The organism is Cryobacterium algoritolerans, from assembly GCF_004402785.1.
In the GTDB taxonomy this organism is placed as follows: Bacteria; Actinomycetota; Actinomycetes; order Actinomycetales; family Microbacteriaceae; genus Cryobacterium; species Cryobacterium algoritolerans.
Genome location: NZ_SOFP01000075.1, coordinates 13014 through 30499, shown reverse-complemented (window position 1 = coordinate 30499; position 17486 = coordinate 13014). Strand labels below are relative to the sequence as shown.

The window sequence follows — 17486 nt, the reverse complement described above, 5'->3', positions numbered from 1 at the left end:
GCGGGGGCGAATGATCAGCATCGGGCAGGACGGTGTGCACGCTCATCGGCTCATCCCGGGTGTCCCGGTGCTGGATGAGCGTCAACGTAGTCGGTTCCTCGCATGCGCACGGCCACCACTGCGCCGGATGCTGCGGTCAGTGCTGCCACGACCAGGATCGCGCTCGGAATGCCGAACGCGTCGGCGAGTAGGCCGGAAAGCAGAGCGCCGATTGCGAACCCACCGTCACGCCACAGACGGTAGATTCCCACGGACCGAGCGCGCCATTCGGGGTGGGCGACGTCGCCGATGGCGGCCAGCAGGGTCGGATAGACCATGGCGGTTCCGGCCCCGAGCATCACCGCGGCGGCCAGCCAGGTGTCGAAACCGTGGCCGACACCGACCAAGCCCAGTGCCACCGCCTGCACCAGCATCCCACCGACGATCAGCCACTTGCGGCCGATCCGGTCGGAGAGTGCGCCCGTGATGAGCTGGCCGGCACCCCAGACCGCAGGGTAGACCGCGGCGAGGATGCCGACTCGTTCGATGCTCAGGCCGGCCGCCGCGAAGAGGATCGGGAACAGGCCCCAGGCCAGGCCGTCATTGAGGTTATTGACCAGGCCCGCCTGACTCACCGAGGACAGCGACCTGTCCCGGAAGCTGGTGAGGGTGAAAACCTGACGGTTACTGAGAGCGGAGCCGGCGTTGGCGTGCACGGGCACGTGGGTGGCCGCCTCGACCTTGGCGTAGTGGTGCGTCTCACGAACGAAGAGGACGGAGAGTCCGAGGCCGACGGCGATGAAGGCGGCGCCGAGCAGGAACGGGCCGGGTCGAAGCCCGGAGGTGGCGGCAATGAAGCCGGTGGCCAGTGCCGCGCCGGCGACGCCTAGGTAGCCGGCGGCCTCGTTGAATCCCATCGCGAGTCCGCGGCGTTCCGGACCCACGAGGTCCATTTTCATCATCACCGTGGTGGACCAGGTCAGGCCCTGGCTGATCCCCAGCACGACGTTGGCCGCCACGATCCAACCCCAGGAGGGCGCGAAGATCAGCAGCAGCGGCACGGGAATGGCGATCAACCAGCCGGCGATGAGCACGGGTCTGCGACCGTGGCGGTCGGAGAGAATCCCCGCGAAATAGTTCGTGCCTGCCTTGGCCAGGCCAAAGGCGACGATGTAGGTCAGGGCGCTCGTATAGAGGTCCAGGTGGAAGACCTTGTCCGCCAGGAGCGGTAGCACGGTGCGCTCCTGGCCGAGCGTGCCACCGACAAACGCATTGACGGCAACGAGCAGCAGAAACTGGGCCAGATTCTGCTTCAGGCCCAGCGCAACCGGCAGGGATGCGCGGTCAGCGCGGGGCCTGGGGATGGCCGGGAGGCTCACGGGGCTGCGTGACGGACCAGTGGTCAGGCGGACGCTTGCCGGGCGGCGACGCCGGCGTGCACGGCCGCCATGTCGAGGTTCTGCACTGCAGTGATCACCTCGTCCAGGGACGACGCGTTGAGCGCTCCGGGCTGGGAGAATACGAGGATCTTGTCTCGGAACGCCATCAGAGTCGGGATGGAACGGATGCCGGCCGCAGCGGCCAGGCCCTGTTCGGCCTCGGTGTCGACCTTGGCGAATACGATCTCCGGGTGCTTCTCCGAGGCCGCGGTAAAGGTCGGCGCGAACATGCGGCACGGGCCGCACCAGCCGGCCCAGAAATCCACGAGAACGATGCTGTTGTCGGTGATGGTCTCGTCGAACGTCTTTTCGGTGATGTCAGTGGTAGCCATGCACCCAGAATATACCCTAGGGGGTATTAGTGCAACCACCCTCTGGGGGATCTGTCGGCACATGGATGGGGAGCGCCGGGTGCCACGCTCCGATTTGTCGATTGATACCCAGGGGGGTATATTATCAGTGGTAGAACCGATCCGCATTGAGACCTGGAGGACTTCGAACCATGGACATCATCGTTATCGAAACCCCGCAGCTGGGAGACCGCAGCTATCTGGTGCATGACGGCGCCGTTGCACTGATCATCGACCCGCAGCGCGACACCGACCGGCTGGATGCCGCCGCCCGTGAAGCCGGGGTCTCGATCACCCACGTCGCAGAGACCCATCTGCACAATGACTATGTGACCGGGGGTTACGAGCTTGCCAGGGCACACGGCGCGAAGTACCTGGTCAACGCCGCCGACCCCGTGAAGTTCGACCGGGAGCCCATAGCGGACGGCCAGGTCATCCAGGTCGGCACCCTCAGTGTCACCGTTGTCGCCACCCCGGGGCACACGCACACCCATGTCTCCTATATCGTCAGCGACGGCACCACGGAGGCCGTGTTCTCCGGCGGCAGCCTGTTGTTCGGATCCGTCGGCCGCACCGACCTGGTCGCCGCCACGGATACGGTCGGGCTCACCCACGACCAGTACGCGTCGGTGCGTAAGCTCGTGCACCAGGCCGAGCACGACGCCGCGCTCTACCCGACGCACGGTTTCGGTTCATTCTGTTCCAGCGGTCCTGCCACCGGAGCCGGCGCATCCACGATCGGCGAGCAGGTCTCGGCGAACCACGCCCTGACCGACGCCGATGAGGATCACTTCGTCGCCGACCTGATCGCCAACCTCAGCGCTTACCCGTCGTACTACGCGCACATGGCGCCGGCCAACACCCAGGGTCCCGGTCCGGTGAACCTCCAGGTGCCCGAGTCGCTGGACGGTGCGGAACTGACTCGCCGACTGGCCGACGGTGAATGGGTCGTCGACCTGCGCAACAGGGTCGCGTTCTCCAGCAACCACCTACAGGGTTCGGTGAGCTTCGAATACGGCAACGGTTCCAACTTCACCACCTACCTCGGCTGGGTGCTGCCCTGGAACGAGAAGCTCACCCTCGTCGGCGCGCACGCCGACGTCGAAGATGCGATCCGTGACCTGTCCCGGATCGGCATCGACTCGCCGGATGCCGCCATCGGGACCGAGCCGCACGCACTGGCCCCGGATGCCCCTGTCGCCTCGTACCCCCGCGTCGGCTGGGCGGAACTCGTGCGCGATCGCTCTGTTGACGACGTGCTCCTGGACACCCGACGCACGGACGAGTTCGCCGACTCGCGCCTGCTCGGCGCGGTGAACGTGCCCCTGCACGAGATCCTCGCCCGGATGGATGAAATCCCGGCAGGCACGATCTGGGTCCACTGCGGATCCGGGTACCGTGCCGGGGTTGCCGCCAGCCTCCTGCAGCGCGCCGGCCGGAGCGTCGTGCACGTCGACGCAGCCTTCGGCGATGCACAGGTCGCCGGGGTGCCAATGGCAAAGCAAGCGGTCTAAACCAGTGCCGGTGCTCCGAACCGCAGGCCATCCGGCCGAGAAGCGAAGCGTTCTCGGCCGGGTGCGACCGTGAGCGCCCTCCATCGACTCGGCCGGGGCGCTGCTCGTCTTCATCCTGCCGGATCTGGCCCGATCGGGCGGATAACACCCCGGTGATGCTCGGCCAGGCCGTCAGCACGGCCTGATGTCCATGCTCTCCGACCTCGGCGTCGGCGGGGGAGCCCTCGACGTCGTCGGGGCGCCCGACCTCAACTCCCCGGGGCGATCTTGATCGGCCTCTGTGCTCTGGCCTGGCTCTCCGGGGTTCTCGGCTGTGAACACCGCACTTCTCCCTCTTCAGAAAGGCACTCATGACGGAACTCACCCCACGGCAGGTCTCCACCCGAGCGGACGAGCCCCAGATCGTCGACGTTCGAGAAACCGAAGAGCTGGGCGACGGAATGATCCCCGGGGCTCGCCACATCCCCTTGGCACTGATTCCGGACAGCCACGCGGCGCTCGATTCGACTCGGCCCGTCATCGTCGTCTGTCGCAGTGGGCGACGCAGCGCCGCAGCCGCGGAGCACCTGGCCGAGGGCGGGTTCGACGCGCACACGATGACGGGCGGCATGCTCGAGTGGGCGGCCGAGGGGCTCTCCATGGTTCTGCCCCCGGCGCCGTGATCGTCACGGCCCTCGTCCTCGGCCTGATCATCGGGGCGCTGCTGGGCCTGGTCGGCGGGGGTGGGTCGATTCTCGCCGTCCCCGCCCTCGTCTACGGCGTGGGCCTGCCGCTGTCCGAGGCGATCCCGACCTCCCTGATCGTGGTGGGAGCGGCCTCGGCCGTTGCGGTGCTTCCCCGCCTCCGCCGCGGCGTGAACTGGCGCCTCGCCCTGCTCGTCGGCGCCGCCGGCGTGGCCACGGCGTATCTGGGCACCGTGGTGAACCGGATGCTCGACCCGCGCCTGCTTCTCGGGGTCTTCGCCCTGATCATGGTCATCGCCGGCGTGAGGATGTTTCTTCCGACCAGGTCGGTGGGTGGTCCCTGCGCGCTCCCCGGTGGAGGCGTCAACTGGCGCAGCTGCCTGCCCAGGGCGCTGGCCACCGGTGCGGTGGTCGGATTTCTCACCGGGCTGCTCGGCGTCGGTGGGGGATTCCTCATCGTTCCGGCGCTCACGCTGGTCCTCGGCCTGCCGATGGGCGTGACGGTGGGGACCTCGCTGGTCATAATCGTCATCAATTCCATCGCCGGGTTCACCGCGCACCTTAGCGACGTACAGATTGACTGGGCCGTCACGGGTGCCTTTGCCGGGGCTGCCATGACGGCGTCCCTGATTGCGGGCCGGTTCGGACGTGGTCTGTCCGACACGGTCCTCAAGCGGGGCTTCGCCGTGCTGGTGGAGGGCGTCGCGGTCTATGTGGCCGTTCAGGCGTTGGTCGGCTGACCGGTCAGACTCCAGCGCCGGCCTAGGAGAGGGCGAGGAACAGTTTCTCGAGTTCCTCGACCCGAAGGGGCTTCTTGGCTCCGTCCGTACCGGTCTCGGTGAGACATTCCTTCATGGCGGTGGAGATGATCGTGAAGCCGGCGCGGTCGATCGCGCTGGAGACCGCCGCCAGCTGCGTGACGACGGCCCGGCAGTCTGCTCCGGATTCGACGGCGGCGATCACTGCGGCCAACTGTCCCTGGGCGCGCTTGAGCCGGTTGACGGTCTTGCGCAGGTCGTCGAGCTTCGTCGATGCGGCTGCAGTGGCGGTCGGCTCGTCGCCGGGGGACGCCGAGGGCGCAGTGAGGTGCGGCGCAGAGTCTGGTGAGGAGATCATTTCGTGTGTTCCCGTGCTGGTGTGAGGTGTCGACGGGAGGGGTGCCCGATCGAGTTTGACCCTCAACAGAATACCCCGTACGGTATAAAAATACCTCCTTGGGTATTCGTCCTTTCCGGATTTCACCTCCGCCTTATGAAGAGGCCAGCGATGCAGCGTGAACGAACGTCCGCAGTCGATCCGGGGCGGCCGCCGGCCTCACGGCTGGCAGGATCCCTCGCGATCGCGGGTGGGTCGCTTCGACGATGGCCCGCTCGGCGCTGGTGGATCGCCCTGGCCACCGCGGTCGGTACCTACCTGGTGATCGCGATTCCCACCGACCTGATCGACACGCCGTTGTTCGCCCGCGCGGTTGCCCCGACGAACTGGTCCTGGCCGGTTCTCGCGGTGAGCGCCATTCTCTCCGGACTCGTGTTCGCCACCTACGTGGCCTACCCGGAGGGGGCGGCGCCCAGCCGCTCGGAGGGCCGTCTCGGCCTCGCCGGCTGGATGATCACATTCTTCGCCGTGGGCTGCCCCGTCTGCAACAAGATCGTGCTCCTGGCCCTCGGCGCCAGTGGGGCGCTACAGCTCTTCGGACCGGTGCAGCCGTACCTTGCAGGGGCATCAATCATTCTTCTCGGCTGGGCGTTACACGCCCGCCTCAGCCGGGAGAGTTCGTGCGCCCTCACAGTGGTCGAGTCGACCACGGAATCAGTCTTGCCATGAACATCGCGGGCACCCTCAGCGAATTGCGAACCTGGCCCGTCAAACGACGGATGATCTCGGCCGGCGTCGCCGTCGGGGTCGTCGTCGCGCTCGTGGTCGCCTCGGGCACCGTCGGGTACGCAGGCGGAGCCATCACGTTCCCGGGTACGTGGTGGGGCTACCTCCTCGTCGTCCCGGGCGCTGGGCTGGTCGGCCTGGTCGTCGCCAGCTACTTCGATGCCCCGATCGGCGCGGAAGCGACCATGTGCGACCTGCGCTGGCCGATGCTCGGTGTGATCTCGCTCTACCTGTCGACGGATCTGCGCACGGTGGTGCCTCTGCTGGACGGATTCGGGCGCCCGGTCGTCGCGGTCGCCGCGATCGCCCTGCTGTCCTGGGCGCTGCTCGAACGGCTGGCGAGCGAGTACCGTGCCCTCGCCCAGTGGGATCGTTCCGCGGAAGGTGAAGACGGAGAGGTCTGCAGGACCTGTCGGCCGCTCTTCCCGACCTCGTCCGGCTCATAGCCACTGGCAGGTCTACTCGATAGGGTTGTCGGAATAGTAATTCTCCATGCGGAGAAGAAGCGTTGTTCGGGAGATCACCTGTCGTCACGCTCGGGCAGGTTCGTTCGTGGCTGGCTCACGGCGACATTCGCGGTGTTCGTCGCGGCCCTCTCCCACGTCGTGGCCGGTGGCGCGGCGCCGCGACCGGTGAGAATTGCGCTCGCGCTGGCGTTTTCCGGCATGGTCACTGTCGCATGGGCGGGAAAGGCCCTCTCTCTGCTGCGGTCGTCGGTCTCCGTGGCCTTCAGCCAGATTGTCCTCCACGTCGTGTTCTGGCTGGCTCCGGTGCCGCGGCACCGATCCTGACCTCATCCGGCCATCACGGCTTCGTGTCGATCTCCCCGAGAATCGGGGCCACGGTCGACTCCATGGGGATGTCTGCGGCCGCGTCTTCGGGCCGTGACATCTGGATGTGGGCAGCCCACGGCATCGCTGCGGTCCTGACGATCGCCGCCCTTCACCGCGGTGAGAAGGCGGTCTGGTTCCTCGTCGACCTCACGGCATCCGGACTCGCGGGGGTGCTTCGCTGGGGCGGTGACCTCGTGCCGGTCGTCGTTCGCGCAGTGCAGGGTTCGGTGGTCGCAGTCGATGTGTACCCTCTCCGTTCGCGGTCCTTCGGTCTTGCCTGACCCGCCGTGGACCGCCGGTCGGCCGAACCGCATTCTGAGCCACATTCGCAGCACCCCCGTTCCCGTGCCGCCGCGACAGTCGTAGACGTCGCATCCGCGCGGTTCCGGGCTTCACATCCGTCGGTCAGTCGGAATGGTCGACCCGTCGACCCGTCGACCTGTCTGACGCGTCGAAGCGCCCGGCGGGATCGCACCGACGACGCTCCAAACCCACATGACCGTGTGCGAGCCGCTCGCACCATAGACCCGGAGGCCAGACCATGTCCGACCCGAAATGCTCCCGCTGGGTAGTCGGCGCCCTTGCGGCTGCCGCTCTCGCACTCGTCGTCGTAGTGAGTTCCACGGTGCCGACGGAGGTCAGCCCCGTCTTCACCGAGGACGTTCTCAGCCTCGGCGCCATCGTTGTCGTTGCCGACAGCACGGGCAAGGACTGGGCAGACGGAACCGTTCTGCTCGACGGGACCGAAGCCACCCAGACGCTCAAGAAAGGGATGCCCGATGGCGACTACCAGGTGCGCTGGCGGGTCGTCTCGGTCGACGGGCACCCCGTCTCCTGGTCGCTCACCTTCGCGGTCGGCACGCGGGCGTCGGCGGCCTACGCCCGGCCGACCTCGACCGCGGCTCCCACCCCGACTTCGGTCGCCGACGCCGCGGTCGCCGGCCACGGCGTCATGAGCACCCTCGTCCTCGTCGTGGATGAGAAGGTCGTCGTCTCCGGCCGTGCACCGATTCTGGCAGAGCTGCGCACGCTCCTCAGCGCGGCGGCGAGTTTGGCGCTCAGGCCTCCGACGCCGGAGCGCTCGCGACGACGGAATCCTGCGGCTTCAGGTAGATCGACGTTTCCGGGCCGGGGTGACGCCTCGTCTGGATGATGATGAGCACGATTCCGGCCACAGCGGCCACGAGTGCGATGTCAGTGTTGATTTTGAGACCGAGGAAGTAGAACTCCGTCGGATCAAGACGCCACGATTCGAGGAACGCGCGGCCCGCGCCGTACCAGAGCAGGTAGAAGCCGAGTGCCTTGCCCCAGCGCATGGTGAACCGGCGCTCGAGCACGAAGAGGAGCACAAGTACGCCGAGTGTGTTCCAGATCATCTCGTAGAGGAACAAGGGCTGGAAGAGGGTTCCAGCCGGCAGGCCCGCGGGGAACGCGGCATTGGTCTGTTCGATCTCAAGTCCCCAGGGGAGCGTCGTCGGGCCGCCGTACAACTCGTGGTTGAAGTAGTTGCCGAACCGGCCGAAGGCCTGGGCGAGGAGGAGACCAGGAGCGAGCGCATCGGCGAAGGAGAAGAACCGGATGCCAGCCCGGCGACATCCGATGTACGCCCCGATGCTGCCGAAGAGGATCGAGCCGAAGATCGCCAGGCCGCCCTCCCAGACGAAAAGCACCTTCCACAGGTCGGCGCCGGGGAAGAAGTAGTCGGTCGGATGCGTCACGACGTGATACAAACGGCCACCGACGATACCAATAGGGACGGTCCAGATGGCGATGTCCAGGACCATGCCCGGTCTGCCCCCACGCGAGCTCAGTCGTTTCGACGACAGCCAGGTCGCCAGGACAATGCCGGTCAGGATGCACAGCGCGTAGATGTGGACGCGCAGGGGACCGATGTCGAAGTAGCTGATGGACGGGCTCGGAATGCTCGAGTGAACCAACGCGTTCACCTTTCGATTGTGGGCTCGTGCGCGGCCCCCGACGATTCGGGATCGTGATCGTGCGGGAGACGCCCGGCGCATGGGACAGACCAGAGCCTACGCGTCCCGCGACGCCCCTGGCGCAATCCACGCAGCGGACGCCGGTCGCTGTGAATGCTCTCAGCGACCGGCAGCCGTGGACGGCGCGCGCCAAGGCGGTCTCAGTGCCCGCGGTTACGATCGACGAGTGAGACTCGCGTGGAAATCGGTCACTCCGTCGTGGGTCGTGCGGCTGGTCGTCGTCACCGCGCTCGTCGGCCTGGGGGCGGGCATCAGCGGTCTCGCGGTCACCGTGCTGCTCCGGGCCCATCCTTGTGGCCTGCGGCGCCGGCGCCGGCCTCGCCGCCGTCTACAACGTGCCGCTCGGGGGTGCGGTGTTCACGGTGGAAATTCTGCTCGCCGAGCTGAGCCTCGCCACCGTCCTGCCTGCCCTCGCGACCTCCGCGATCGCGACGCTCGTCGCGAGGCTCGTCGTTCCCACCGCCCCTTCTCTACGCAGTGCCGCACCTCACTTCGACCCCGTCCCTCCTCGTCTGGTCCGTCCTCGCCGGTCCGGTGCTCGGGATCGCGGCCGTCGGCTTCGTGCGCCTGGCCCATATGGCCGAGGACCGGCGGCCCCGTGGCCGGGGAATCCTGATCGGCATGCCCCCGGTGTTCGCTGCGGTTGGTCTCGTCTCCGTCGCTCTGCCGGCAATCCTGGGCAACGGGCGCTCCCTGCGCCAGATCGCGTTTGATGCCACCGTGCCAATCGGATTAGTCGCGCTCCTGCTTGCGGGGAAGGTCGCGGTGACCATCGCGACCATCGGCAGCGGCGCTGCCGGAGGTACGCTGACGCCCTCCCTCGCGTTCCGCGCCGTGACCGGAGGCCTGTGGGATCTCGTCTGGCCGGGGATTCCGCCGGCGGCATTCGCGTTCATCGCCGCCGCCAGGTTCCTCGCGGCAGCCATGCGCGCACCGCTGACGGCACTCGTCCTGGTGCTCGAGTTCACGCACGAGGGACCGTCGCTGGTCATCCCGATGCTGCTAGCCACCTCCGGCGCCGTCCTGGTGGCGTATCTTCTCGGTCGCCGGCGGAACGTCGAAGTGGACTGACCGGAGTTCCGGCCGGGGCGACGCCCCGGACAGAGCGATGCCCCGGTCGCTGGCGGCAACCGGGGCATCGTCCGTTCGGTGCGGAACGGGCTGGGTGGGTGCCTAGTCCCGGTCGTTCTTGCCGTCGTGCCGGTCTTCGCCGTGCGAGTCGGCGGCGGCCGCGCTGTGCAGTTCCCAGGTCACATTGTCGCCGTGCTGCTGGGTCCAGAACGTGCGCCATTCGCCGGTCATCATCTGCGGGAGCTGGGTGCCGAGAATTCCGGCGGCCGTCGGGTCACCGTTGGACACGTGGATGCCGGTGATCTCGTTGTCACCGTCGTTGTAGCCGGGGCTGGTGGTGTGGTCGTAGGTCGCGGATGCGTCACGGCCCTCAGCCAGCCAGCGCACCGCTTCCGGACCCGTCTTGCCGCTCTTGGCGAGGTCCAGCAGGTAGCCCGAGTCGAGGGCGTCGCGCTGGGCGTGGAGCGAGTCGCCGGCATCCTCGACCACGAGAAGCTTGTCCTTGGTGGCGAATTGGATGTTGTCCAGTCCCGTGTGCTCCAGGTCGCCGAGGAACGCGGGGGACAATGTGCCGGTCTGTGCCGTCGGGGACGACTGGCTCAAGCGGAAGACGCCGCCAAATGCGCCGGGGAGGGTGCTGTTCTTGTCGGTGTCACCGGTCTCGGTGAAGTAGAACTCACCGAACGAGGTACCCGGGCGGAAGACACCGTTCTCGGGGCGCTTGAACGGGGTGGCATCGGCGGCCGCGGCGGCGGCGGTTGCACCGTTGTCGGCGCCGGGGGTGACCGTGACCCACTTCGTGTTGAACGACGCGCCGTAGCTGTGCAGGTCGGTGACGAACTGGTCGGACGGGTTGTCGGCAAGCTGCTTGGCCGTGACAGGGGAGCCGTCGGTGCGGCTCACCTGCAGGGCCTGCAGGGTGCCGGTGGACAGGTCGCCGGCCTTCGCCGGGGTGAACCGGTAGACGTAGCTGTTGGGCACCTTGCCGCCAGACTTCTTGGCTCCGCCGATGTCCTCCACCAGCCAGACGTTCCCGGCCGAGTCGTTCTGGATGCCCTCATAGCCGCCGGAACCCAGCGCCGACAGGGGGACGATCTTGCCGTCGACCGGGTCGCCGTTGTCGTCGAGCGTGACGCCGAAGACGCCACCCTTCGGTGCCGCGGCCTCGGCGGCCAGGAGGAGCTGGTGCGTGAACGGGTCCCAGGTGATGCCGTCGAAGGTGGGAACCGCGGCTCCGTCGGACCGGGTATCCGCAATCAGGGTCACCCTCTTGGTGAGGTCCTTTTCGTCAAGGTTGACCCGGGTGACGTATCCCTGCGGTCCGCCCTCGTGGCCCTGGAACAGGAAGTGCTTTCCGCCGAGGGTGAGGTAGACGTTCTTGTCCGGCTCGGTCTTGAAGGCCTCTTTCGCATCCTGGGTCAGCGGACCGCCGTTGGCGGTGTTGTACCCGTAGTGCGAGATCCCGCCGTGCGGGTTGGCCAGCGGCAGCTGGCCGTAGGCCACGGGGCTCTGCTCGAGCCCGGCGGCGAGAACATTGTTCTGGATGCCGAAGGCCGAGTTCGCTGCCACACCGGCAGTGCCCGAATCCGGGGTTGCGGCCGCGGGAAGTGTGGCTGCGGTGAGAACGGCCAGGCCCAGTCCCAGGCCCACCGCCGTGGTCACGCCGATTTTCGTGTACTTCATCGTGTCCTCCATATGGGGGGCCGGTGCCCAACCCGCAGACCAGACAAGCCGCCCCAGGTGTCCGTGAGGTGACGGGGGAATGAACGTGGTCTGCATGCGGGCGGAACAGCGCCGCCCGGCCGGCAGACGACGCGCCGAGCCGGTCGAGCCGGATCGGCGCGGGACTGCAGACGACACACGTCAGGGCGCGGTGTCCGATCGTTCGCGGATTACGTCGGCGAGATCGACCGCCGAGGGAACTCCGGCCGGTCCCTGACCGCTTCGGTAGACCCGGCAGGCCAGATCCGTGACTCGCGCACTCGGCGGGAACGCGTCGACCCCGTCCAGCAGGATCGTGGGTGATCCGGCAAACGGAACCTCCGCGGCCTGCTCGCTCGAGGTCAGCAGTCGGAACTCGATCACGACATTGGAGTGCCCGGTCTCATCCAGCGCGTCCCGGAGCACAACCCCGGCGGCAGCCGAGTTCGGGCAATCGGCGATGTACAGGATCTCGGCTCTCATGCGCCCATTCTGACGCTGAAGTCGCCTCCCCGCTGTAGCAAGGCGGGCGGCATCCGCTTGCCCGGCTCGGAGACCAGGGCGAGAACAGCCGGACCTCGGAGGCCGCACCGCGCTGGATCGCGAAAAGGCAGGCGGTGAGCCACCCGACGGGCTGGTCGGTGCGGAACCACGAGGAACTGGCGAGCCGGGTCTTTCATTGACAAGCTTACAACGTATCGATATATTACTTACATTATAAGCTTACGACGAAAGGAAGTTCTGATGACCGCAGTCCGGCAGACCGCCAACGAGACCGTCGGGGAACGGCGTCCGGCCAGACTGAATTTCACGACTTGGCCGCCCCGCACGGCAAGCCTGGTCGCAGGGACCGCCCTGGCACTGATGGCCGTGCTGGCCGGCCTCGGCAACTTCGGCGCCATCGTGCCACTCGTCACGCCGGGGAACGCGGTGAAAACCGCCCAGGACATCTCCGAATCGGGGTCGCTGTTCCTCGCCGGCATCGGCAGCCTGTTCGTCGTGACGATCCTCGACCTCATCGTCGCCGGCGCACTGTACGCGCTGTTTCGGTCGGTGAGTCCGGTCCTCTCGGCCGTGGCGGCGTGGGCGCGGGTGGTCTTCGCGGGCGTCTTCATGGTAGCCATCGGCCAGCTGGTGAACGCGTACACGCTCCTCGATCACCCCGTCGCGTCCCTTCGCTCGATCGAAGCGTTCACCGCCATCTGGGTGACCGGACTCGGCGTCTTCGGCATTCATCTGCTCCTGGTCGGCTACCTGGCCTACCGATCCGGGTTCATGGCGCGGATCTTCGGCATCCTGCTCGCTGTTGCGGGCCTCGGCTACCTGGCAGACGCGGTCGGAACCGTGCTCGTTCCCGGCTTCACCGCCGTCTTCGGCCAGTTCCTCTTCGTAGGCGAGGTGGCGCTGATCTTCTGGCTGTTGATCAGGGGCCGCCGGCTTCCGTGGCGAGCGGAATAGTCCCCCGGTCCCGGCAGTGCCACCACGTCGAAAACAGTGTCTGAGGGTGCCACCGCCGCGGCAGTCGGGTACGGATCAATGCATTGCCTGGTGGGACAGCGCCAGTGTGATCGAATTCGCGCTCACTCCGACGAGCCCGAGATGGACTTTCAGCAGCGACGGTGGCAGCTCGTCGCCCGGGGGAGGGGTCTCCGCACCGAGCGTGAACGCCGTACCGTCAAGCAGGGTTCCGGCGACGGAATCGAGGTAGACCCTCACGTTGCCGCGCAGTTCCATCCGCCCGGAATTCGTCACCAGGGACGGGCCGGTCGCCGTGCGCACGTCGAGAAGGAAGTCGTCGATGACGATGTCATCGGCCTCGAGCTTGAGAACCGGGGTTCGGCTGCCGTTGGCGAGGGGAACCGTCACGATGGTCACGGCGGTGATCCCGGAGAACGAGATCGCCGATCCGCCGAGCTGGGCGGCCGGCAGCGTGAACGTGGGGGCGCCGGCATCGTCCACGGCCGTCGGGGCCGTCGGGGCCGGGCGGGGGCGTGCCGGGAACCGCACCGAAGCCACCGGGGAGGTCGCCGGTCGGACTCGGCTCCGGCACGCGCGTGGGCTGCGGCGAGGGAGCGGGCGAGCTGCATCCCATCAGCGTCAGGTGGCAGAAGCCGGGCGACGCGGGGGAGCGCGCCGCTCCGATCCCGAACAACGACACGACGAAGACGATGGTGAGCAGTCCGCTGCCGGGTGCGCGGGCGCGGCCCATTCCGGCGGTCACCGTCGGCGCCGCACGAGCGGGCGCGACTCTGCCGACGGGTGGTCGGCGTCGTCGCCGGCCACCACCGAATCGGCGCCTGGCTGGAGCGGTGCGACCGGCTTCGGCAGCCACACCACCGTCAGCACTCCGCCGATCGCACCGAGGAGCATGCCGATGAAGAACCCGCCGAGGTTGACGCCGATCAGGGAGTAGACCGATACCGACAGCGCGATCACGCCGTAGAAGACGCGGTGCACCGGCATCGTCGCAGCGAGGATGCCGAGCAGCACGAGCAGCGGGATGATCGTCGCCTGCAGGCCCTCGATTCCGACCTGCACGTGGATCTTGCCCACGTCGAGCTGGCCGGAAAAGAACATCTCCACACCCGCCAGCGAGGTGAGCACGCTTCCCGCGAACGGCCTGCCGCGGCGCCACGCTCGGAACGCCGCCCGCGGCGAGGTCGTCACGCGCTCGGCCACATCAGAGTCAGAGCGGCCAGTCCTGGTCAGAAGCATCCTGTGGACCCGTCCGTGAGTTCAAGGTGCATGCCGGTGAGGGTGAACACCGAGGCCTGAGTGCTCCACGCGGTCTGTTGCAGGCCCGCGATCTTGATGGTGTCGGCATCCTGGGCGAAATCGCCCGCCGTGCCCTTGGGCGCGGTATTGACCGTCGACGCGTCCACGCCGATGCGGATGTTGCCGAAGGTCGAGTCTCCCTTGAGGTCGGTCATGCCGATCTGCAGGTCGGGCGCGGTCGCCGGCTTGCCGCCGCCGCCCGCCGTAATGAGCATGCCGACCTTGCCGAGCGGGGTGTCGGTCACCACGGACTGGCACAGGTCGGCCAGGCTCGCGGAGGTGATGTTGGCGATGGCGACCTGATGCGGGTCGCCGGCCGTGTCGTCGGTGACGCCGGCGTACTGCGAGAAGCCGGTGCCGTCGAGCTGCGAGGCGCTGATCTGGAGCTGGCTGCCGGACACCGCGAATGACACGGGCACCGCGCCCTGGGCGACCCCCGCCAGCAGCAGCGTGGACGCCACGGCCACAGGCACCGCGGCTAGGACGATCCGGCCGGGATACGAGCCGGTGAGCTGGGGAATGGTCATAGATCCTCCTTGATCCAGGCCAGGGTGGCCGACTCGTCCTTATTGACGAGGATGCTAATAAGAGTTGCCTGGATCAGGGCGATCTGTCACGCGAATGGGGCTAATTGCTTTCGCGCGGCGTGGGAAGGCGGGCGGAGGTCGGCACGGCGGCACGTGCTCGCGCGGCCGTGGCACCGACCACCCGGGCCGGTAGGCTCGACTCATGCAAGCGGATCGGCGCACCCGGCTCAACCCCGAACAGCGGCGCGCCCAGCTCGTGTCGATCGGTGTGGCGTCGCTGGCCGACCACCCCCTGGAATCGCTGACGATGGAGTACCTGTCCGCCGAGGCTGGCGTGTCGCGCGGGTTGCTCTTCCACTATTTCGTCTCGAAAAAGGGGCTGCACCGCGAGGTCGTGCGCACCGCCAGGGACAGCATGCTCCGGGCGACGAAGCCGTCCGCCGACCTCCCGCCCGACGACCGTCTACGGGACACCCTTGAGCGGATCGTGCGCTTCGTGCGCGATCACCGGGGAACGTTTTACTCCCTCGTTCGCGGCGTCGCGAGCGGTGACACGGAGGTACGGGACGTCGTGGACCAGGCTCGTGCCCTGCAGGCGCAGCGGGTCATCGACGTCCTCCTCGAACTCGGTTTCACGGATTCCGACCTGCTGCGCATCGCCATGCGCTCCTGGGTCGCCTTCGTCGAGGAAATCCTGGTCGAGAGCGCGCTCAACACCGAGATGCCGTCTGCGGAGATTGTGGCGATCCTGGAACGTAGTGCGAAGGCGATCGCCGCATCCATCGCCCCGCCAGACTAGACGTCGCCCCGGCCGGCCGGAACGGCGGACGTTTCACCCGAAGGTGACGCGTCCGCCGCATTAACCCGCTGGTGGAGTCAGTCGCGGCGCGGTTTGCGCGGCGGCCGGTCCGCGCGGTCCTCGCGTCGCACCGGACCGCCGTTGTCGGCGTGGATCTCGATCAGCTTGCCGCTGATCCGCGTGTTCGCCAGCCGGCCGAGAAGGTCGCCGGGCAGGTCGGCCGGCAGTTCGACGAGCGAGTACTCGGGGTTGATCTGAATGTGGCCGAAGTCCTCCCGGCTCAGCCCACCCTCGTTGGCAAGTGCTCCCACGATCTGCCGCGGTTCCACCTTGTGGCGCTTGCCAACCTCGATCCGGTAGGACGCCATCGCCCGGTTGTTGTCGCGGGGGCGCCGCTCCGGCCGCTCGGCCCGATCGCCGCGGTCTCCGCGGTCGCCGCGAGACTGGTCGGCGCGGGCTCGCTCGGCACGGTCACCGCGATCGGCGCGTTCGGGCCGCTGCGCGCGGGCGTCCTCTGGGGTGAGTAGCAGTGGCGTTTCACCCTGGGCGACCACCGCGAGGGCGGCGGCGACGTCGGCCTCCGGCACGTCGTGGTGGGCGACGTAGTGACCGACGATGTCCCGGAAGGCGCTGATTCGGTCGGCCTGGCCGAGGGCCTCGGTGATGGCGTCGTCGAAACGCGCCAGACGGGTGACATTGACGTCCTCGAAGCTCGGCAGCTGCATCTGGGTCAGCGGCTGGCGGGTCGCCCGCTCGATCGCGTTGAGCAGGTGGCGTTCCCGCGGAGTCACAAAGCTGATCGCGGCGCCGCTGCGCCCGGCGCGGCCGGTGCGGCCGATCCGGTGCACGTAGGACTCGGTGTCGATCGGGATGTCGTAGTTGACGACGTGGCTGATTCGATCCACGTCGAGGCCGCGCGCCGCGACATCCGTCGCCACCAGGATGTCGAGCTTGCCCGACTTGAGCTGGTTGACCGTGCGCTCGCGCTGAACCTGGGCCACGTCCCCGTTGATTGCCGCGGCGGAATAGCCGCGCGCACGCAGCTTCTCGGCGAGCAGCTCGGTCTCGTTCTTGGTCCGCGTGAACACGATCATGCCCTCGAAGTTCTCCACCTCGAGGATGCGGGTGAGCGCGTCGACCTTCTGCGGGTAGGACACCATCAGGTAGCGCTGGGTCGTGTTCGCGGAGGTCGTGGTCTTGTTCTTGATCGTGACCTCTTCGGGGTCGTTCAGGTACTTCTTCGAGATCCGCCTGATCTGCGCCGGCATGGTAGCCGAGAACAGGGCCACCTGCTTGTCGTCGGGGGTGTCCGCGAGGATGGTCTCGACGTCCTCGGCGAAGCCCATCTTGAGCATCTCGTCGGCCTCGTCGAGCACCAGGTACTTCAGCTGGGACAGGTCGAGGGTGCCCTTTTCGAGGTGGTCCATGATGCGGCCGGGCGTGCCGACGACGATGTGCACCCCGCGGCGCAGCGCGGAAAGCTGGACGCCATAACCCTGTCCGCCGTAGACGGGGAGCACGTGCACACCGCGCATGTGGGCCGCGTACTTCTCGAACGCCTCGCACACCTGCAGGGCGAGCTCTCGGGTCGGGGAGAGAACGAGTGCCTGCGGCGTCTTCTGGGCCAGGTCGAGGCGGGACAGGATCGGCAGCGCGAAAGCGGCCGTCTTGCCGGTTCCGGTCTGGGCGAGGCCGACGACGTCGCGGCCGGCGAGGAGCGGGGGGATGGTGGCGGCCTGGATGGCCGAGGGGGTTTCATATCCGACGTCTTTGAGTGCCTTGAGCATTGCATCATTGAGCCCGAGGTCGGAAAAAGTCTTCGCTACGGGGGCAGTGTCTGCCTCACGCGGCGGGGTGGTATCAAGGGGCGTCATACTACCAACGGTATCGCGTCCCGGTGGGCGACCGGTTCCTCCGCTCGAATTCGCGCGATCCGG

General features: G+C 67.7%; 21 protein-coding genes and 1 pseudogene. 12 read left to right on the top strand and 10 right to left on the bottom strand.

What is annotated here, in order from left to right; translation table 11 throughout:
* Nucleotides 1–50: 50 nt before the first annotated feature.
* Both E3O19_RS15385 and trxA read right to left on the bottom strand, forming a co-directional pair.
* The gene (locus E3O19_RS15385; protein WP_420898629.1) at nt 51–1358 is read right to left on the bottom strand and encodes an MFS transporter; all 1308 of its coding nucleotides are present in this window, start codon (nt 1356–1358) and stop codon (nt 51–53) included.
* Nucleotides 1359–1381: 23 nt separating this feature from the next.
* Nucleotides 1382–1750, bottom strand: coding sequence for a thioredoxin (gene trxA / locus E3O19_RS15380; protein WP_134569058.1), 369 nt, complete (start codon nt 1748–1750; stop codon nt 1382–1384).
* Between the two features lie 170 nt (nt 1751–1920).
* Here trxA and E3O19_RS15375 point away from each other — a divergent pair, with 170 nt between their 5' ends.
* The 3 genes from E3O19_RS15375 to E3O19_RS15365 all read left to right on the top strand — a co-directional run bounded on the left by E3O19_RS15375 (nt 1921) and on the right by E3O19_RS15365 (nt 4705).
* Complete coding sequence (locus E3O19_RS15375; protein WP_134569057.1) at nt 1921–3282, top strand: MBL fold metallo-hydrolase; 1362 nt, start codon at nt 1921–1923, stop codon at nt 3280–3282.
* A gap of 350 nt (nt 3283–3632) precedes the next feature.
* Nucleotides 3633–3944 carry a rhodanese-like domain-containing protein gene (locus E3O19_RS15370; protein WP_134569055.1) on the top strand — a complete coding sequence of 104 codons (312 nt, stop codon included), beginning with the start codon at nt 3633–3635 and terminating at the stop codon, nt 3942–3944.
* Nucleotides 3941–4705, top strand: coding sequence for a sulfite exporter TauE/SafE family protein (locus E3O19_RS15365; protein ID WP_134569053.1), 765 nt, complete (start codon nt 3941–3943; stop codon nt 4703–4705). Before E3O19_RS15370 ends, E3O19_RS15365 begins: the two co-directional genes overlap by 4 nt.
* Before the next feature lie 22 nt (nt 4706–4727).
* On the opposite strand, the gene E3O19_RS15360 is transcribed toward E3O19_RS15365, so the two are convergent.
* Nucleotides 4728–5081, bottom strand: coding sequence for a metal-sensitive transcriptional regulator (locus tag E3O19_RS15360; protein ID WP_134569051.1), 354 nt, complete (start codon nt 5079–5081; stop codon nt 4728–4730).
* 150 nt (nt 5082–5231) lie between these two features.
* Between E3O19_RS15360 and E3O19_RS15355 the strand changes: the two genes are divergently transcribed.
* The 5 genes from E3O19_RS15355 to E3O19_RS15335 all read left to right on the top strand — a co-directional run bounded on the left by E3O19_RS15355 (nt 5232) and on the right by E3O19_RS15335 (nt 7832).
* Nucleotides 5232–5789, top strand: coding sequence for a hypothetical protein (locus tag E3O19_RS15355; protein WP_241981419.1), 558 nt, complete (start codon nt 5232–5234; stop codon nt 5787–5789).
* Nucleotides 5786–6292, top strand: coding sequence for a hypothetical protein (locus tag E3O19_RS15350; protein ID WP_134569049.1), 507 nt, complete (start codon nt 5786–5788; stop codon nt 6290–6292). Before E3O19_RS15355 ends, E3O19_RS15350 begins: the two co-directional genes overlap by 4 nt.
* 132 nt (nt 6293–6424) lie before the next feature.
* Nucleotides 6425–6637, top strand: a complete 213-nt coding sequence (locus E3O19_RS15345; RefSeq protein WP_134569047.1) for a hypothetical protein — start codon at nt 6425–6427, stop codon at nt 6635–6637.
* A 23-nt stretch (nt 6638–6660) separates the two neighbouring features.
* Entirely contained in the window at nt 6661–6960 is a 300-nt protein-coding gene (locus E3O19_RS15340) for a hypothetical protein (RefSeq protein WP_134569045.1), read from the top strand.
* Nucleotides 6961–7220: 260 nt separating this feature from the next.
* Nucleotides 7221–7832, top strand: a complete 612-nt coding sequence (locus E3O19_RS15335; RefSeq protein ID WP_134569043.1) for a copper resistance CopC family protein — start codon at nt 7221–7223, stop codon at nt 7830–7832.
* Here the strand turns inward: E3O19_RS15335 and lgt are convergent.
* Nucleotides 7738–8625: a prolipoprotein diacylglyceryl transferase gene (gene lgt / locus E3O19_RS15330; RefSeq protein ID WP_241981418.1), complete on the bottom strand. Its 888-nt coding sequence runs from the start codon at nt 8623–8625 to the stop codon at nt 7738–7740. The two genes, E3O19_RS15335 and lgt, sit on opposite strands and share 95 nt — an antisense overlap.
* A 344-nt stretch (nt 8626–8969) precedes the next feature.
* On the opposite strand from lgt, the pseudogene E3O19_RS18875 reads away from it, so the two are divergent.
* Both E3O19_RS18875 and E3O19_RS15320 read left to right on the top strand, forming a co-directional pair.
* A pseudogene (locus E3O19_RS18875) lies at nt 8970–9089 on the top strand (chloride channel protein); the annotation flags it as partial.
* Nucleotides 9090–9153: 64 nt separating this feature from the next.
* Nucleotides 9154–9747 carry a chloride channel protein gene (locus tag E3O19_RS15320; protein WP_166804594.1) on the top strand — a complete coding sequence of 198 codons (594 nt, stop codon included), beginning with the start codon at nt 9154–9156 and terminating at the stop codon, nt 9745–9747.
* 102 nt (nt 9748–9849) lie between these two features.
* On the opposite strand, the gene E3O19_RS15315 is transcribed toward E3O19_RS15320, so the two are convergent.
* Both E3O19_RS15315 and E3O19_RS15310 read right to left on the bottom strand, forming a co-directional pair.
* Entirely contained in the window at nt 9850–11430 is a 1581-nt protein-coding gene (locus E3O19_RS15315) for a PhoX family protein (protein ID WP_134569037.1), read from the bottom strand.
* Between the two features lie 180 nt (nt 11431–11610).
* Nucleotides 11611–11931, bottom strand: a complete 321-nt coding sequence (locus E3O19_RS15310) for a thioredoxin family protein (protein ID WP_134569035.1) — start codon at nt 11929–11931, stop codon at nt 11611–11613.
* Nucleotides 11932–12192: 261 nt separating this feature from the next.
* On the opposite strand from E3O19_RS15310, the gene E3O19_RS15305 reads away from it, so the two are divergent.
* Nucleotides 12193–12906 carry a DUF4386 domain-containing protein gene (locus tag E3O19_RS15305; RefSeq protein WP_134569034.1) on the top strand — a complete coding sequence of 238 codons (714 nt, stop codon included), beginning with the start codon at nt 12193–12195 and terminating at the stop codon, nt 12904–12906.
* Between the two features lie 75 nt (nt 12907–12981).
* On the opposite strand, the gene E3O19_RS15300 is transcribed toward E3O19_RS15305, so the two are convergent.
* The 3 genes from E3O19_RS15300 to E3O19_RS15290 form a co-directional block, all read right to left on the bottom strand.
* Nucleotides 12982–13464 carry a hypothetical protein gene (locus E3O19_RS15300; RefSeq protein ID WP_134569032.1) on the bottom strand — a complete coding sequence of 161 codons (483 nt, stop codon included), beginning with the start codon at nt 13462–13464 and terminating at the stop codon, nt 12982–12984.
* Nucleotides 13465–13665: 201 nt separating this feature from the next.
* Complete coding sequence (locus E3O19_RS15295) at nt 13666–14115, bottom strand: DUF6114 domain-containing protein (RefSeq protein WP_174776948.1); 450 nt, start codon at nt 14113–14115, stop codon at nt 13666–13668.
* 38 nt (nt 14116–14153) lie between these two features.
* Nucleotides 14154–14750, bottom strand: coding sequence for a DUF6230 family protein (locus E3O19_RS15290; RefSeq protein ID WP_134569030.1), 597 nt, complete (start codon nt 14748–14750; stop codon nt 14154–14156).
* Nucleotides 14751–14952: 202 nt separating this feature from the next.
* Between E3O19_RS15290 and E3O19_RS15285 the strand changes: the two genes are divergently transcribed.
* Complete coding sequence (locus E3O19_RS15285) at nt 14953–15549, top strand: TetR/AcrR family transcriptional regulator (RefSeq protein WP_134569028.1); 597 nt, start codon at nt 14953–14955, stop codon at nt 15547–15549.
* Between the two features lie 77 nt (nt 15550–15626).
* On the opposite strand, the gene E3O19_RS15280 is transcribed toward E3O19_RS15285, so the two are convergent.
* On the bottom strand, nt 15627–17423 hold the full coding sequence (locus E3O19_RS15280; RefSeq protein WP_134569027.1) for a DEAD/DEAH box helicase: 1797 nt from the start codon (nt 17421–17423) through the stop codon (nt 15627–15629).
* Nucleotides 17424–17486: the final 63 nt, after the last annotated feature.

Bases quoted from the DNA above. Each gene is read 5' to 3' on its own strand.
- trxA (WP_134569058.1), bottom strand. From the start codon at position 1,750: ATGGCTACCACTGACATCACCGAAAAGACGTTCGACGAGACCATCACC.
- E3O19_RS15375 (WP_134569057.1), top strand. From the start codon at position 1,921: ATGGACATCATCGTTATCGAAACCCCGCAGCTGGGAGACCGCAGCTAT.
- E3O19_RS15370 (WP_134569055.1), top strand. From the start codon at position 3,633: ATGACGGAACTCACCCCACGGCAGGTCTCCACCCGAGCGGACGAGCCC.
- E3O19_RS15360 (WP_134569051.1), bottom strand. From the start codon at position 5,081: ATGATCTCCTCACCAGACTCTGCGCCGCACCTCACTGCGCCCTCGGCG.
- E3O19_RS15355 (WP_241981419.1), top strand. From the start codon at position 5,232: ATGCAGCGTGAACGAACGTCCGCAGTCGATCCGGGGCGGCCGCCGGCC.
- E3O19_RS15350 (WP_134569049.1), top strand. From the start codon at position 5,786: ATGAACATCGCGGGCACCCTCAGCGAATTGCGAACCTGGCCCGTCAAA.
- E3O19_RS15335 (WP_134569043.1), top strand. From the start codon at position 7,221: ATGTCCGACCCGAAATGCTCCCGCTGGGTAGTCGGCGCCCTTGCGGCT.
- E3O19_RS15315 (WP_134569037.1), bottom strand. From the start codon at position 11,430: ATGAAGTACACGAAAATCGGCGTGACCACGGCGGTGGGCCTGGGACTG.
- E3O19_RS15310 (WP_134569035.1), bottom strand. From the start codon at position 11,931: ATGAGAGCCGAGATCCTGTACATCGCCGATTGCCCGAACTCGGCTGCC.
- E3O19_RS15305 (WP_134569034.1), top strand. From the start codon at position 12,193: ATGACCGCAGTCCGGCAGACCGCCAACGAGACCGTCGGGGAACGGCGT.
- E3O19_RS15290 (WP_134569030.1), bottom strand. From the start codon at position 14,750: ATGACCATTCCCCAGCTCACCGGCTCGTATCCCGGCCGGATCGTCCTA.
- E3O19_RS15285 (WP_134569028.1), top strand. From the start codon at position 14,953: ATGCAAGCGGATCGGCGCACCCGGCTCAACCCCGAACAGCGGCGCGCC.
- E3O19_RS15280 (WP_134569027.1), bottom strand. From the start codon at position 17,423: ATGACGCCCCTTGATACCACCCCGCCGCGTGAGGCAGACACTGCCCCC.